Raw genomic sequence first — 16,508 nt, 5'->3', positions numbered from 1 at the left:
GCGCGCGGCGGGCATCGGTCACGGCGACGCCGTCGAGATCAGTCTGCCGCGCGGGCCCGCACAGGTGGCCGCGGTGTTCGGCGTACTGGCCGCCGGCGCGTGCTACGTCCCGCTCGACATCGCGCAGCCCGCCGCGCGCAAGGCGTTGATCGAACGCGCGGCCGGGGTAAAGGCCGTGATCGGCGACACGACGCTCGCCGATGCAGCGTTGCCGCATGTCGGCGTCGCGGCGCTGATGCGGCACGAACCGCTGGCCGCGCCGCTCGCCGTGGCACCGCAGGCCACCGCGTACGTGATCTACACGTCGGGTTCGACGGGCGTGCCGAAGGGTGTCGAGATGACGCATGCGGCGGCGCTCAACACGATCGATGCGATCGATGCGCTGCTCGGCGTGCATGCGCAGGATCGCTTGCTCGCGGTATCGGCGCTCGATTTCGACTTGTCGGTGTACGACCTGTTCGGCGGGCTCGGTGCCGGTGCCGAGCTTGTGTTGCCGACCCAGGACGACGCGCGCGATGCCGCGCGCTGGATCGAGCTGATCGCGCAGCATCGCGTGACGCTGTGGAATTCGGCACCCGCGCTGCTGGAGATGGCGCTGGCGGTGCCGGCCGCGGCCGACGCGTGCCGCAGCGTGCGCGCGGCGCTGTTGTCCGGCGACTGGATCGCACTCGATCTGCCGGCGCGCCTGCGTGAACGGTGCGGCGACGCGTGTGCGTTCCATGCGCTCGGCGGCGCGACCGAGGCCGGCATCTGGTCGAACGTGCAGACGGTGCGCGACGTGCCGCCGCACTGGCGCTCGATTCCGTATGGCCGGCCGTTGCCGGGGCAGGCTTATCGCGTTGTCGATGCCGACGGCCGCGACGTGCCGGACTACGTGCCGGGCGAACTGCTGATCGGCGGCGACAGCCTCGCGCGCGGCTACCGGAACGATCCCGAGCTGACCGCGCAGCGCTTCGTGCAGCAAGCGTCGGGCCGCTGGTATCGCACGGGCGACCGGGGCCGCTACTGGCCCGACGGCACGCTCGAATTCCTGGGGCGCGAGGATCGCCAGGTTAAGGTGCGCGGGCACCGGATCGAACTGGGCGAGATCGAGGCCGCTTTGGCCGCGCATCCGCTGATCGACGGTGCGTGTGCGAGCGTGGTCGGCGGCGAGGCCGCGCGCATCGCCGCGGCGTTCGTGCCGGCCGATCGCGCACCGGATGCAACACCGTCATCGCCTGTACTCGCGGAAGCGGACGTGGCCGATACGCTGCACGCTGAGGCGGCCGTCGCGCGTGCAGTCGCCGATCGGCTGCTCGACGGCGATGCCGGCTTGCCGCCGTCGCTGCGCGCGCATTGGCATGCAAAGGATGACGTATCGATGTCGATCGACGGCGCGCTCGATCGGCTCGACTGGTTTGCCGCCGATCTCGACGACCTGACCGGCGCGCTGCGTGCGCTCGCGGCGGACCCGGAAGGCGCCGCGCGGCGTGTGCCGCTCGATCCGCGGATCGCACCGCTGGCGTTCGCGGCGCGTCTGCCGGACGGCGCACGCGCACTGCGCGAGTTTGGCGATGCGCTGCAGGCCCAGGCCGCCGCGCGCACCGAACCGATGCGGGTCGCGGTGCTCGACGCGCGCGCCGGGCAATGGTTCGATGCGGGGCTCGGCGTGCTCGACGATCCGCGCTTCGACGTGACGCTGTTCGACGCGTCGCCGGGTCTGCTGCACAACGCGCAGGCGTACTTCACACGAACGATGCCGACGTTGCAGGCGATGCAGGACGGCCTGCTGCCCGCCCGCCATCTCGGCCGGTTCGATTGCGTGATCAGCTTCGCGGCGGCGCACCTGCGTGACGATCCGCGCGAGACGTTCCGGATCGCGGCAGCGTTGCTGGCGCAGCATGGCCGCCTGCTGCTCGCCGACGTGCTGCGCGATTCGCCGTTGCGCGAACTCGTCGCGGGCGTGACGGGTGATGCGTCGCTGCCGCGGCTGTTTGCACCCGATGCGCTGGCGTCGGCGGCACACGCATGCGGCTTTGCGCTGAATGATTCACGGAGTTGGCGCTCGACTGCCTTTGCCTGCATCGACGCGCGCCGTGTCGGCGAACCGGTCGCGCAGGCGGCACTGGCCGACTGGTTGCGCGACCGGTTGCCCGACGCGATGCGTCCCGATGCGCTGTGGTGCCTCGCGCGCTGGCCGCTCAACGCGAACGGCAAGATCGACCGGCGAGCGGTGGGCGATGCGCTCGCACGGGCGCTCGGCGACACCCCGGCCGCACACGATGCGTTCGTGCCGGCCGACGAACGGCAGGCGACGCTGCTCGCGTGCTGGGAGCACGCGCTCGGCCGCCCGGCGAATGCGCGTGACGCGACGTTCTTCGCGCTCGGCGGCGACAGCCTGCTCGCGACGCGCCTGCTCGCGCAGCTGCGCGAGCGGCTCGGCGTGCGGGTCGGGATGGCGGCGTTCTACCGGCAGCCGACGCTCGCGGGTCTCGCCGCGCAACTCGACGAGGCCGCACCGGCCGCGCCGCCCTCGCACGCTGCGGGCGATGCGCCGGTTGCGACGATCGAGGAGGGCGTGCTGTGAGCTTCGATGACGTGCTCGATCTTTGCCGCGAACGCCAGATCGAACTATGGTGCGACGACGGCGGACAATTGCGCTATCGCGCGCCGGCCGGCGCACTCGATGCGGACCTGGCCGCGCGCATCAAGGCCGAACGCGACGCGTTCGTCCGCTTCCTGCAGGACGGCGCGTGGCGCAGCGATCCGGCGCGCCGGCACGAGCGGTTCGCGCTGACGCCGGTGCAGGCCGCGTATGTGCTCGGCCGGCACGAATCGTTCGAGTTCGGCGGCAATGCGTGCCACCTGTATGTCGAATACGGCGAGCCCGCGAATCTCGACTGCGTGCGCTTCGAGGCGGCGTGGAATGCGTGCGTCGCACGGCATCCGATGCTGCGCGCGATCGTCGAGGACAACGCATGGCAGCGCGTGCTGCCCGACGTGCCGTGGCAGCCGCTCACGGTGCACGACCTGCGCGAGGCCGATGCGAACGCATTCGACGCGCACGTGAAGCGTATGCGCGAGCGCCTCGATCATGCGGTGCATGCGCTCGACCGCTGGCCGGTGCTGCAGCCGGAAGTGAGCCTCGGGCCGGATGGCGCGGTGCTGCACCTGTCCGTCGATTTCACGCTGATCGACTACGCGAGCCTGCAGTTGCTGCTCGCCGAATGGCGGCGACGCTACGACGATCCGCAATGGCAGCCCGCGCCGCTCGACGCGACGTTCCGCGATTACGTCGTCAATGAAGCCCATGCCGGCACGCGCGCCGATCATGCGCGTGACAAGGCGTGGTGGCTCGCGCGCATCGACGATCTGCCCGCGCGGCCCGATCTGCCGGTGGTGCCCGCGATGCGTGCCGACGCGCGGCCGCGCTTCACGCACCGCCATGCGCGGCTCGATCGCGCGCAATGGGCTGTGCTGGGCAACTACGCGAGCCGTTTCGGGCTGAGCGCGGCAAGCGTCGCGCTGGCCGCGTTCGCCGAAGTCGTCGGCCGCTGGAGCCAGTCGCCCGCGTTCTGCCTGAACCTGACGGTGCTGAACCGTCCGCCCGTGCATCCGCGCATCGACGCGGTGCTCGGCGATTTCACCGCATTGAGCCTGCTTGCGGTCGACGTGACGCAAGGGCGCGATTTCGTCGAGCGTGCGCGCACGATCGGCGCGCGGATGTTCGACGACCTCGACCATCGCGCGTTTACCGGTGTCGACGTGATGCGCGAACTCGCGCGGCGGCGCGGCAAGGATGCGGCGCTGATGCCGGTGGTGTTCACGAGCGGCATCGGCAGTGTGGGCCGCCTGCTCGGTGAGCAAACGACCCGCGCCGAGCCGCCTCTCTACATGATCAGCCAGACGCCGCAGGTCTGGCTCGACTGCCAGGTGACCGACCAGTTCGGCGGGCTGGAAATCGGCTGGGACGTGCGCGACGACCTGTTTCCGGACGGCATGCCCGCGGCGATGTTCGATGCGTACGTCGCGCTGCTGGGCCGTCTCGCGGCTGAAGCGGAGTGGTGGTCGCGCGAGGGTGACATCGTGCTGCCGTCCGCCGCGCCCGCCGCCGAGATCCATCCGGATGCCGATACGCATGTCGCGGCCGGCTTCGCCGCGCAGGCGTTGCGTACGCCCGATGCGCCGGTGGTGATCGATGCACAGGGGACACGCACGTATCGTGATGTCGCGCAACACGCGGCGGCGTTGCGGTCAGCGCTTGAACAAGCCGGCGTCGGCGTGGGCGACACCGTCGCGGTGCTGATGCCGAAGTGCGCGCACCAGCTCGCGGCCGTGCTCGCGATCGTCCAGGCGGGCGCCGCGTACGTGCCGGTTGACAGCCGCCAGCCAGCGCTGCGGCAGCAGTCGATCCTGCGCAATGCGCGGGTGCGCGCGGTCGTCAGCGTGCAGGCGCTCGACTTCGAGCATGATGGTTGCGCGCGCATCGATATCGACACGTTGCCGATCGATCCGCAATGGCCGCCGCGCGCTGCGCATGAAATCGACGGCGACGCGCTCGCCTACGTGATCTATACGTCGGGCTCGACCGGCGAACCGAAGGGCGTGATGCTGAGCCACGCGGCCGTGTGCAACACGCTCGCCGACATCAGCGCGCGCCATGAAGTCGGCGACGGTGACGTCGTGCTCGGCCTGGCCGAACTCAGCTTCGACCTGTCCGTCTACGACTTCTTCGGCGCGACCGCGCGCGGCGCGTGCATCGTGCTGCCCGATCCGGCGCGCGGCAACGATCCGTCGCACTGGGCCGAGCTGATGGTGCGCCACCGCGTGACGCTGTGGAACTCGGTGCCCGCGCAAGGGCAGATGCTGATCGACTATCTCGAAGGCGAACCGGCGCTCGACGTGCCGGGCCCGCGCCGCGTGCTGTGGTCGGGCGACTGGATTCCGGTGACGCTGCCCGCGCGCTGGTGGCGGCGCTGGCCCGACAGCGCGTTGTTCAGCCTGGGCGGCGCGACCGAGGCGTCGATCTGGTCGATCGAGCATCCGATCCGTGCGGCGGACACGCAGCTTGCCAGCATTCCGTACGGCCGCGCGCTGACCGGGCAGACGATGGAAGTGCTCGACGCACTCGGCCGGCCATGCCCGCCCGGCGTGCGCGGCGAGATCCATATCGGCGGGGTGGGGCTCGCGACGGGTTACGCGAACGATCCCGTGCGCACGGCCGAACGTTTCATCCGTCATCGCGACGGGCGCAGGCTGTATCGCACCGGCGATCTTGGCCGCGTGCGCGCCGACGGTTCGCTCGAATTCCTCGGGCGGCAGGACGATCAGGTGAAAATCCGCGGCTACCGGATCGAGCTGGCCGAGATCGATGCGGCGCTGACCGCGCATCCGCTCGTCGGCGCGGCTGCAACGATCGTGCTCGGCGAAGGCGCGGAGCGCCGGCTCGCGAGCTTCGCTTCGCTGCAGAGCGTGGAATCGGCACCGAACGCACAGGACGACGCGCTGCACGAGATCGTGAAGCACGTGCGTATAGCGTTCGACGCCGCGCGCTGGCCCGCGCATGCGGACGTGGTGAAGTCGGTCGCCCAGCTCGAAGCGGCCTGCGTCGCGTCGCTGGCCGCGTGGATCGTGCCGGCAGGCGAGTTGACCGAGGATGCCGCGACGGATTTCGCGACGTTGTGCGAACGGTTGCGCGTGCCGGCGGCGCGACAGCATCTGCTGCGTCACTGGCTCGCGATGCTCGACAAGCATGGCGTGCTGCACGCGGATGCCGAAGCAGGAGGCTGGCGTCTGCGGCCCGATACCCGTATTGCCGATGCTCACGCGTGCTGGGATGCGTTTGCGCAGCACGCATCGCCCGAACTGTGGCCGGCCGTCCTCGTCGACTACTTCCGCGACAGCGCGGGATGCCTCGACGCGCAGGTGGACGGCAGTGTGTCGCCCGCCGGCCTGATGTTCCCGGAAGGCGCATCGCATATCGCCGACGCGATGTACAGCGAAGGCGAACATGCGCACGCACTGCACGACGGGATGGCGCAGGCCGTGCGCGCGATCGTCGCGCGCGAGCCGCAGCGTCCGTGGCGCATCCTAGAGATTGGCGCAGGAACGGCCGCGGCGACGCGCTCGATCGTCGACGCCCTTGCGCCGCTGGTCGAAGCCGGCGCGCGGATCGACTACCTGTTCAGCGACGTGTCGAGCTATTTCCTTGCCGCGGCGCGCGAGCGCTTCGCCGCGTATCCGTGGATGCGGTTCGTGCGGTTCGACATGAACGCACCGTCCGACGCGCAGGGCATCGCGCCGCATTCGATCGACGTCACGATCAGCTCCGGCGCGCTGAACAATGCGCGCGACACGGTCGCGCTGGTCGCCGGATTGCGGGCGCTGTCGGCGGCCGATGCGTGGTGGGTGATCCAGGAACTGACGACCGAGCATCCGGAGATCAGCATCAGCCAGGGACTGATGATGGAAACGCCGAACGACGCGCGTGCCGAGTCGGCGCGGTTGTTCGTGCCGCGCGTGCAGTGGCTCGAATGGCTGCAGTCGGACGGTGGCGATCGTGCGCTCGGTTGCGTGGCGCCCGGCACGCCGCTCGACGCGCTCGGCTACGACATCCTGCTTGCGCACGTGAAGCGCGGTGCGGCGCGCATCGCGCCGGACGCGCTGCTGGCGTTCGTCGCGGAGCGCGTGCCGGGCTACATGGTGCCGTCGCAACTGCGCGTGCTCGACCGTCTGCCGGTGACGTCGAACGGCAAGATCGATCGCCGTACGCTGGCCGGCATCGCCGACATCCGCGAACCGGAGCCGGCGGCCGCGCGACCCGTCCACACGCAGACCGCCGCCGATCCGTTGCTGGCCCGGTTGATCGGCTTGTGGGAAGCGGTGCTCGATACGCGTAACGTCACGCCGGATCAGGACTTCTTCGCGGCGGGCGGCGATTCGCTGCTGATCGCGCAGCTCGTGTCGCGGCTGCGTGGCGAGGAACCGCTTGCACAAGCGCATCCGTTCGACCGGCTGCTGCGCTGGGTGCTCGCGCAACCGACGCCGGCTGCGTTCGCGCAATGCCTGCGCGATGCGCGCGAGCAGCAGGCGGCCGCGACATCGCCTGCTGCCCCGCGCACGACTCACGCGTCGGCGGTCATCCACGCGCCTGCGCCACGCGTGCGTGCCGACGTACGCCCGATTCCGCTTGCGCCGGGCGACGGTGTGCCGCGCGTGATCGTCCACGAAGGGCTCGGCACCGTGCATGCGTATCGTCCGGTCATGCCGGCGCTCGCGCGGCTTGGCCCGGTGCTCGGCTTCGCGGTGCGCGACGCGCAGGACTATCTCGAGGTGCCGGCGCGCCACCTGAACGCGACGCTCGGCCGGCGCTATGCCGATGCGTTGTGGCGCACCGGCGTGCGCGAAGTCGACGTGCTCGGCTACTGCTCGGGCGGGCTGGTCGCGCTCGAAATGGCGAAGTCGCTGGTGCAGCTCGGCGTCGACGTGCGCACGCTGGACATCGTGTCGAGCTACCGGATTCCGTACCTGATCGAAGACGAACGGCTCGTGCTGTTCAACTTCGCGGCGACGCTCGGGCTGCCGCTCGACGCGCTCGGGTTTCCGGAAACGTACGTGCTGGCCGACGCGCTCGCCGACGCATTGAAGGCCGACCCCGCGCGTCTCGCGCCCGGCAGCCTGCAGGCGCAGCTGGAAATCTTCGGCGATCGCTGCGAGCCGCTCGACGCGTTGCGCCGCCGCGTGCTGCGCGCGGCGGCCGGATTGTCGATGCAGGATGCGGTCGCGCATCCGCTGCTCGACGAACGCGAACGGCTGTACCGGCTCTTCATGCATTCGGTGCAGGCGAGCCACTGGGCCGGCGACGCGCCGTATGCGGGCGCGCTGCGGCTGTTCGTGCCGGAGCGCTGCAACCCGCTGATTCCGCAGCAGCGCGCGGCGCTCACCGAATACTGGACGGCGCAGGCGCTCGGCGGCATCACGGCCGTCGATATCCCCGGTGGTCATTTCGACTGCCTGAATACCGCGTTCGTCGACACCCGCCTGAAGGAGGCGCAATGAAGGTCCATCCGCTGCCGGTCGTCGTGGCCGGCTCACGCTTCGGCCAGTTCTATGCGGCGGGCCTCGCGGCGTCCAGCGCGTATCGTGTCGCGGGCATCCTGGGGCAAGGCAGCGCGCGCACTGCCGCGCTGGCCGCGCGTGTCGGCGCACCCGTGTTCGATGCGCCTGAATCACTGCCCGAGGACGTGCGGGTCGCGTGCATCGCGGTCGGCGGCGCGGCGCGCGGTGCCGACGGGGCCGGGCTCGCGTGCCGGCTGCTCGAACGCGGGATCGATGTCGTGATCGAGCATCCGCTGCTGCCCGACGAATGGAGTCGCGTGCTGCGCACCGCGTCGCGTCATGGCCGCCGTTGCCTGCTCAACAGCTTCTATCCGAACCTGCCGGTCGTCTCGCGCTTCATCGCCGTCGCGCGACGGCTGCGCGAAACGAGCGCGCCCGTGCATGCGGATGTCGTGTGCTCGGTGCAGGCCAGTTTCGCGGCGCTCGACGTGCTCGCGGCCGCGCTGCAAGGCGTGGGCCCGTGGTCGGTCGAGCCGGTCGGGCCGGCGCTGTCGTCGATGCGCGAATGCGCGATGGTGCTCGCCGAAACACCCGTGTCGCTGCGTGTGCACAACGAGATGGCGGCGGCCGACGATGGCCGGATGAGCCTGCTGTTCAGCATCACGCTGACGACGGACGCGGGCACGTGGACGCTCGCATCGCCGCACGGCCCGCTGTGGTGGGCCCCGGCGCTGCGTGAACCGGAGATCGACGAACACGGGCTGTTCCCGATCTTCGGCGAGACGGCGGGCAGCGACATGCCGAGCATCCAGATCTGCGACGACGCGCGCGACACGTGGGGCGCGATTCATGCACGCAGCTGGCCGCAAGCGGCCGTGCGCGCGGTCGATCGGCTCGTGTCGGGCGAGGGGCTGCACGCGTGCAACCAGCGCAGCATCGACGTGACACGTGTCTGGCAGCAACTGACGATGCAGCTCGGGTTTCCGGAGCAGCCGCCGGGCGACGCGCGCGCGGCCACGCTCGGCATGCTGCTGGAGCGTGCCGCATGAAGGGGCCGTTGCTTTCGATGTTGCGGCCGTTCGCGGTGCCGCTCGTCGCGGCGGTCGTTTTGCAAGCGCTGGCGGGTGTCGCGTCGCTCGTGCCGTGGCTCGCGCTCGGCCGGGTCGCCGACGCGTGGCGTGCAACCGCGCAGCTCGACGCAACGGCACGCGGCTGGCTCGTCGCCGCCGTGGTGGCCGGCGTGGGCTGGCTGGGCGGCCAGACGGTCGCGCTGCACCTGACGCACCGGGTCGACGCCGATCTCGCCGACCGCCTGCGCAGGCGCCTCGCCGATCATCTGCAACGCCTGCCGCTCGGCTGGTTCGCGCGGGCAGGCAGCGATCGCGTCGCGCGTCACGTCGACCAGGACGTGCGTGCGCTGCACCAGCTCGTCGCGCACGCACCGGCCGATGTCACGCAACTCATCGTCGTGCCGTGCGCGGCGCTCGCGTGCCTGCTTTACCTGAATCCCGCGCTGCTTGCGTTCGCGCTCGTGCCGCTCGTCGCGGGTGCCGCGCTGTTTCGCTGGATGCGTTCGGCGCGGTTCGTGCCGGCCGTCGCGTCACGCAACGCGGCGCTTGAACAGCTGATGGGCGATTACGCGCAGCTCGCGCAGAACCCGGCGCTCGTGCGGCAGTATCCGGGCGCCGGCATCGAGGCGGCCGCGCTCGCGTCGACCGGGCGCTTCGAACAGGCGTTTTCGGCGTGGGTCGGCCGCGTCGGCGGGCCCGGTGCGTGCACGCAGGTGCTGCTCGGCACGCCGTTCCTGCTCGCGTGGGTCGTGTTCGGCGCGATGTGGCTCACGGCTGGCCGCTTGCCGGTCGGCGAACTGTGCGCGTTCGCGCTGCTGATCTGGGCGGTGGCCGCGCCGGTGCGCGCGCTCGGCCACGGTGCCGACGCGTTGCGCGAGGCGCGCGCGGCCGCGGCACGCGTCGATGCGTTGCTCGCACTGCCGGTCTTGCCTGAACCTGCCGTTGGTGCCGCGCAGGTGCCGCGCGATGCGTCGATCGAGCTGCGCGGCGTGCGTGTCGACATCGACGGCACGCCGATCCTGCGCGACATCGACGCGACGATCGCGGCCGGCACGACCACCGCGATCGTGGGACCGTCAGGCGCGGGCAAGAGCACGCTGCTGATGCTGCTCGCCCGCTTCATGGATCCGGACCACGGCACGGTGCGGCTCGGCGGCGCCGATCTGCGGCTGCTCGCGTCGGATACGCGGCGCGAACAGATGGCGATGGTGTTCCAGCAGGCCGCCGCGCTCGACGTGTCGATGGCCGCGAACATCGCGCTTTACCGGCCCGATGCCGATCGCGACGCGATTCGCGCAGCCGCGCGCGCGGCCTGTCTCGACGATCGCATCGACGCGCTGCCGGGCGGCTACGACTGCGTGTGCGGGCGCGACGTGCGGCTGTCCGGCGGCGAGCTGCAGCGGCTGGCGATCGCGCGTGCGCTGTTGTCGCCGGCGCCGCTGCTGCTGCTCGACGAACCGGCCTCGGCGCTCGATCCGCAAACCGGGCGCGCATTGCGCAATGCGCTGCGCGGCGACATGCGCACGCGCGTGATCGTCAGCCACGATCTCGACGCGGTCCGGCATGCGGACCAGATTCTCGTGATGGATCGCGGCCGCATCGTCGAGCGCGGCACGCATGCGGCGCTGCTGGCCACGCGCGGGTTGTATGCGCGGCTATGGCGCGAACGCGGTGCCGCGGGCGAGGAGGCCGCATGATGATGAAGTCGCTCAAACGTTTGCAGTGCCTGCCCGCCGAAACCCGTCGCGCGCTGTGGCGCGGGGCGGGCTGGGCGGTGGCCGCCGCATTGCTCGACGGTGCCTGCGGATTGCTGCTCGTGCCGTTGATCCGCGCATGGTTTGCCGGCGCGCAGGCGGCCGTGCTGCACTGGACGATCGCGCTCGGCGCGCTGACGCTGTGTCACGCCTTCGTGCTGTACATCGCACAACGCGGCGGCTATCGCGCGGGCGGCGCGCTCGCGGCCGGTCTCGTCGAGCGCCTCGTGCGGCACCTGCCGCGCATCGCGTCGTGGCAGGCCGTGCGCGACAGTCATCCGGCCGGGCTGCTGCGCGGGCCGGTGATGCAGGCGATGGGGATTCCCGCGCACCTGCTCGGGCCGCTGATCGGCGCGGTCGTGACGCCGCTCGCGGTCGTCGCGGGGCTCGCGTGGATCGACTGGCGCATCGCGCTGTGCCTCGCGGCCGCGGCCGTGCTGCTGTTCGCACTGCTCGAACGTGGCGGTACGCGCACGCTCGCGTTCGAGCAATCGCGCGCGGCGGGCGATCGCGACATGGCCGTGCAGCTTCAGACCTTCGCCGCGCATCAGGGGCTGCTGCGCTTCGCGGGCCAGGAAGGCGACGCGCGCGCGGCGCTGCAGCACGCATTCGACGAGCAGCATCGCCGCACGCGTGCGCTGATGCGGCGCTCGCTGCCGATCGAGCTTGGCTTCGCGGGCGCGGTGCAGGGCGTGTTCGTCGCGATGCTGGTCGGCGGCGCGTGGGCCGTTTCGGCCGACCGGCTCGATGCCGCGACGGCCGTGGCGGTGCTCGTGCTGCTCGTGCGCTTCATCGAGCCGCTCGCGCAGCTCACGCAACTCGACCAGGCGCTGCGCGGCGGCTGGCGCGCGCTCGACACGGTGCTCGCGGTGCTGCATGCGCCGCTTTTCGACAGCCCCGAGCGCGGCACGCCGGTGCACGATGCGAGCGTCGACGCGGTGCGCGTCGGCTACCGGTCGGCCGCCGGTGCGACACTGCTCGACGGCGTCGACCTGCATTGCCCGGCGGGCGGCTTCGTCGCGATCGTCGGCCCGACGGGGGCCGGCAAGAGCACGCTGCTCGGCCTGCTCGCACGGCTCGACGATCCGGCCGCCGGGCGCGTGCTGCTCGGCCGCGCCGACGTGCGGCACCTGAGCGAGGCGACGCTCGCCGCGACGCGCAACCTCGTGTTCCAGGACAACGGGCTGTTTCGCGGCAGCCTCGCGTGGAACGTGCGGATGGGCCGCCCGGACGCGACCGATGCCGAGCTGCGCGATGCACTGGACGCGGTCGGCCTGCTGCGCGACGCCGAGCGGTTGCCGGACGGGCTGGAATCCGACGTGGGGCCGGGCGGCCAGTTGCTGTCGGGCGGGCAGCGCCAGCGCGCGTGCCTCGCGCGTGCGCTGCTGGCGCGTGCGCCGGTGCTGATGTTCGACGAGCCGACCGCGAGCCTCGACGAACTGAGCGCGCGGCGCGTGCGCGACAGCCTCGTCGCGCTGCGCGGGCAGCGCACGCGCATCGTCGTCACGCACCAGCCGGCACTGGCGGCGGCCGCCGACACGATCGTCGTGCTCGACGCGGGCCGGGTGCGGGCGACCGGCACGCATGCGCAGCTGGTCGAGACCGACGCGTGGTATGCGACGTTCGCCCGCGCGGGGCGGCCGTCCGACGTGTCGCCGACGGTCGATTTGGACGTGGAAGCCCGGCCGGCCGAATCCGAACACTGACGTGAACAATGCGATCCGGCATGCCCGGAATCGATAGGAAAAGCCCCTCGATCGAAAAATCGCCCGCCGGTTCTATTTGATAATGAGAATGATTATCAAATACGGGGGCGTGAATGCGGTACGAGGTGCTGGAACCTGGGAGATCAAGGACGAAGGGCGCACGCGTCGCCCGTTTGGGGCGACGGCGCTGGCGTCCGTCGCTGTATCTGGGGCTGCTGATCGCCGCGCATCCGGCGGCGGCGTTCGCCGAGACGGCGCCGGCCTCTGCGCCGGCGTCCGCCGCGGAAGTCCGGAAGGAGGACACGACCGCCGCGAAGCCCGCCGCGGGCGAGCTGAAGGCGATTGCGGTGACCGCGTCGCGCGGCGTGGCCGACGATCCGTCGGTGGCGACGGTCGGCAAGATGCCGCTGGCGTTGCGGGAGATTCCACAGTCGGTCAGCGTGACGACGCGCGAGCGGATCGACCAGCAGAACCTGTTCTCGCTCGACGAGGTGATGCAGCAATCGGCGGGCGTGACCGTGCAGCCATACGTGCTGCTTACCACCGCGTATTTCGTGCGCGGCTTCAAGGTCGACTCGTTCGAATTCGACGGCGTGCCGGTGGTGATCGGCGACATGGCGAGCGCGCCGCAGGACATCTCCGTGTACGAACGCGTGGAAATCCTGCGCGGCGCGAACGGCCTGCTGCACGGCTCGGGGAACCCGGCCGCGACGGTCAACCTCGTGCGCAAGCGGCCGCAGTACCAGTTCTCGGCGAATGCGAGCGTGAGCGTCGGCAGCTGGGACCGCTATCGCGCGGAAGCCGACATCGGCGGCCCGCTCAACGCGGCCGGCACCGTGCGCAGCCGGCTCGTCGCCGCGTACGAGGATCGCCATTTCTTCTACGACCATGCGAAGCAGGACACGCGCTCGATCTACGGGATCACGGAAGTCGACGTGACGCGCGACACGCTGCTCACGTTCGGCGCGCAGTACCAGACGACGCGATCGATACCCGACATGTCCGGCGTGCCGATGGCGCGCGACGGCTCGAGCCTGGGCCTGTCGCGCTCGACGTTCCTCGACACTGCGTGGGGCCACTTCGACTGGGACACGACGCGCGCGTTCGCGTCGGTCGAGCAGAAGCTCGGCGCCGGCTGGAAGGCGAAGGTCAGCGGCGAATACCAGAGCGTGCGCTCGGACCTGAAGTACGCGGGCTCGTTCGGCGCGATCAACCCGACGACCGGCGCGGGCGGTGCGCTCACGGGCGGCGCGTACCAGTTCAGCAGCTACAGCCGCAGCCTCGATGCGAACGTGCAGGGCCCGGTGCATGCGTTCGGGCTCACGCACGATTTGCTGTTCGGCGTGACCTACGCGAACAGCAGCAGCGGGCAGATGTCGGCGCAGTTGCAGGGCAACGTGGTCGGCACGCCGGTGAACGTGTACCGCTGGAACCCGAGCAGCGTGCCCGAGCCGGACGTCGGCCCGTACCAGCAGTCGCAGCAGAACGACATCTCGCAGAAGGGTGTGTACGGGCTCGGCCGCATCAAGCTCGCGGAACCCGTCACGCTCGTGCTCGGCGGCCGGCTGAGCTGGTGGAACCAGGACAGCCTCGGCGCGCACTACAACACCGGCCACCAGTTCACGCCGTACGGCGGGCTGATCTGGGATTTCGCGCGCGACTGGTCGTGGTACGCGAGCTATGCGGAAGTGTTCCAGCCGCAAACCAAGTCGATGTGGGGCGGCGGCATCCTGACGCCGGTGAAGGGGCGCACCTACGAGACGGGCGTGAAGGGCGAACTCGCGGGCGGCAAGCTGAACGTGTCGCTCGCGGCGTTCCGCATCGATCTCGACAACAACCCGCAGGTCGATCTCGCGCATCCGTGCGCGGGGCCGAACTGCTACTACGTGAACGGCGGCAGCGTGCGCAGCCAGGGCTTCGAATTCGAGGCGAACGGCCGCATCACGCCGTGGTGGAGCGTATGGGCGAGCTACACGTACGACACGATGCGCTACGCGGACAACCTCGCGAACGCGGGCTCGTCGTTCGCGCCGCTGCTGAACCCGCGCCACCTGTTCCGGCTGTGGACGAACTACGACCTGCCGTGGCAGGAGCGGCGCTGGAGCATCGGCGGCGGCGTGCAGGTGCAGAGCAGTTACTCGGCGCAGGCCAACGGCGTCACGATGAGCCAGGGCGGCTACGCGCTCGCGAGCGTGCGGCTCGGCTACCGCTACGACAAGCACTGGAGCGCGGCGGTCAACGTCAACAACCTGTTCGACCGCAAGTACTACCTGAGCCTGAGCAACCCGGGCTGGAACAACCGTTACGGAGAACCGCGCAACGTGATGCTGACCGTGCGCGGGCAGTTCTGATGGCGGGCGGCTGGGGGACGCGGGCGGTGCTGGCGATCGGCGGCGTGCTGCCGGGCGCGATCGCGCTCGCGGTCACGCTGGCCCGTCATTACCCGGCAGACGCCCTGAACCGGCTCTACGCGGCCGTGCTGCTGTCGCTTGCCGCGGGCGTCGCCGCGCTGCTGTGGGTGCTCGTCGCGCCCGGGCGGCGGCAGGCCGCGTGGCGCGCGGGCGCATGGCTCGCGGTGCTCGTGCCGTGCGCGATGTGCTGGGGAGGGCGCTGACATGGACGCGTCATTGCGTTCGCGCTGGCGCGCGCTGCATCGCGGCGCCGGTGCGCTGTTCGGCGTGATGCTGTTCGTCGTGCTGTTCAGCGGCACGTGGAGCCTCGCGACCGATTCGATGCAGGGCTGGTGGCGGCCGTCGTCGGTCGCCGTCGCGCGGCCGTCGCTTTCGCTGAATGAACTCGTCGCGCGTGCCGCGGCGCTCGGCGTGCCATTGCGCGAGGCGCGCGTCGTGCTGCCGCGACCGGACGATCCGGCGATCCGTTTCTGCGACGCGCGCCAGGCGTGCACGCTGGCGCTCGACCCGGCGACGGGCGAGCGGCTGGCCGACGGCGGACGCGCGGCGTTGCTCGTCACGCTGCACAAGACGCTGTTCGCGGGCTTTCCCGGGCGCATCTTCGTGAGCCTGTGGGGGATCGTGCTGCTCGTGCTCATCGTCGCGGGCTTGATCGTGCATCACCGGCGTTGGCCCGATGCCGCGCGCATCCGGCGCGGCAAAGGATTGCGCGCCGCGCTGTTCGACCTGCATGCGTGGATCGGCCTGTGGGGCTCGCCGTGGCTCGTGCTGTTCGCGTTCACCGGCGCGTTGTCGGGGCTCGGCGCGCTCGGCACGGTGTCGCTCGCGGGCGTCGCGTATCCGGGGCAGCCGCAGCGCGCGTTCGCCGAACTGCTCGGCGGGCCGCCGCCTGCAACAGCCGGCGGCGCGTGGCAACGCGCGCCCGATCTCGATGCGCTGCTGCGGCGCGACGCGGCGCGCATGCCGGATTTCCGGCCCGAAGCGGTCGTGCTGCATGGCTGGGGCGATGCGAACGCGCGCGTCGAGATTGCCGGCACGACTGCCGGCCTGCCGAGTACGGCGGTGTTCGAGCGTCACCTGTATCGCGCGGCGGACGGGCTGTGGCTCGCGGATGCCACGTCGCGCGGCCGAGGCCTCTGGCTGCGCACCTTCATCGCGGTGCAGCCGCTGCACTTCGCGCAATACGGCTGGGTGGGGGCGATGGGCGGCGTGCTGCGCGTCGTGCATTTCCTGATGGGGCTCGCCGCGTGCGCGCTGTGCGCGACGGGGCTGCATCTGTGGATCGAGCGGCGGCGCGCGCAGCAGGATCGCTCCGCGAACGTGCTGGCCGCCGCCGCCGTCGGCACCTGCGGCGGGCTCGTGCTCGCGGGCGGCGTACTGCTGTTCGCCGGGCGTGCGTTGCCCGCTGGCGTGCACGTCGATCATCTGCTCGCGATGCTGTTCTGGGCCGTGTGGGGCGGCGCGGTCGCGCTGGCGGCGTGCGTGGCCGATCGCGCGGCCTGGCTGCGCAGGCTGATGCGCGCGGCCGGA

8 protein-coding genes are annotated in these 16,508 nt (G+C 71.1%); all 8 read left to right on the top strand.

Features of this window, described 5'->3' with window-relative positions:
• The coding region (locus tag G3N98_RS33125; RefSeq protein WP_206150544.1) for an amino acid adenylation domain-containing protein at positions 1-2,566 on the top strand (2,566 nt) is incomplete at its 5' end.
• On the top strand, positions 2,563-8,037 hold the full coding sequence (locus G3N98_RS33120; protein ID WP_206150543.1) for a non-ribosomal peptide synthetase: 5,475 nt from the start codon (positions 2,563-2,565) through the stop codon (positions 8,035-8,037). The genes G3N98_RS33125 and G3N98_RS33120, both read left to right, overlap by 4 nt.
• The gene (locus tag G3N98_RS33115; protein ID WP_206150542.1) at positions 8,034-9,086 is read left to right on the top strand and encodes a Gfo/Idh/MocA family oxidoreductase; all 1,053 of its coding nucleotides are present in this window, start codon (positions 8,034-8,036) and stop codon (positions 9,084-9,086) included. The genes G3N98_RS33120 and G3N98_RS33115 overlap by 4 nt, the downstream gene beginning before the upstream one ends.
• On the top strand, positions 9,083-10,804 hold the full coding sequence (locus G3N98_RS33110) for an ABC transporter ATP-binding protein (protein WP_206150541.1): 1,722 nt from the start codon (positions 9,083-9,085) through the stop codon (positions 10,802-10,804). The genes G3N98_RS33115 and G3N98_RS33110 overlap by 4 nt, the downstream gene beginning before the upstream one ends.
• Complete coding sequence (locus G3N98_RS33105; RefSeq protein ID WP_206150545.1) at positions 10,804-12,567, top strand: ABC transporter ATP-binding protein; 1,764 nt, start codon at positions 10,804-10,806, stop codon at positions 12,565-12,567. The genes G3N98_RS33110 and G3N98_RS33105 overlap by 1 nt, the downstream gene beginning before the upstream one ends.
• Before the next feature lie 113 nt (positions 12,568-12,680).
• Positions 12,681-14,918 carry a TonB-dependent siderophore receptor gene (locus G3N98_RS33100; protein ID WP_206150540.1) on the top strand — a complete coding sequence of 746 codons (2,238 nt, stop codon included), beginning with the start codon at positions 12,681-12,683 and terminating at the stop codon, positions 14,916-14,918.
• Positions 14,918-15,181, top strand: coding sequence for a hypothetical protein (locus tag G3N98_RS33095; RefSeq protein WP_089462204.1), 264 nt, complete (start codon positions 14,918-14,920; stop codon positions 15,179-15,181). Before G3N98_RS33100 ends, G3N98_RS33095 begins: the two co-directional genes overlap by 1 nt.
• A gap of 1 nt (position 15,182) precedes the next feature.
• Positions 15,183-16,508 (top strand): PepSY-associated TM helix domain-containing protein (locus G3N98_RS33090; protein WP_206150539.1); only part of this gene is annotated, 1,326 nt, incomplete at its 3' end.

The sequence above is a fragment of the Burkholderia sp. Tr-20390 genome, assembly GCF_017104595.1.
In the GTDB taxonomy this organism is placed as follows: Bacteria; Pseudomonadota; Gammaproteobacteria; order Burkholderiales; family Burkholderiaceae; genus Burkholderia.
The sequence above is the reverse complement of the archived record's forward strand: the minus strand, read 5'-3'. Positions and strand labels throughout refer to the sequence as shown.

Excerpts from the sequence above, each read along its gene's own strand:
- G3N98_RS33115 (WP_206150542.1), top strand. The coding sequence starts at position 8,034 with ATGAAGGTCCATCCGCTGCCGGTCGTCGTGGCCGGCTCACGCTTCGGC.
- G3N98_RS33110 (WP_206150541.1), top strand. The coding sequence starts at position 9,083 with ATGAAGGGGCCGTTGCTTTCGATGTTGCGGCCGTTCGCGGTGCCGCTC.
- G3N98_RS33105 (WP_206150545.1), top strand. The coding sequence starts at position 10,804 with ATGATGAAGTCGCTCAAACGTTTGCAGTGCCTGCCCGCCGAAACCCGT.
- G3N98_RS33100 (WP_206150540.1), top strand. The coding sequence starts at position 12,681 with ATGCGGTACGAGGTGCTGGAACCTGGGAGATCAAGGACGAAGGGCGCA.
- G3N98_RS33095 (WP_089462204.1), top strand. The coding sequence starts at position 14,918 with ATGGCGGGCGGCTGGGGGACGCGGGCGGTGCTGGCGATCGGCGGCGTG.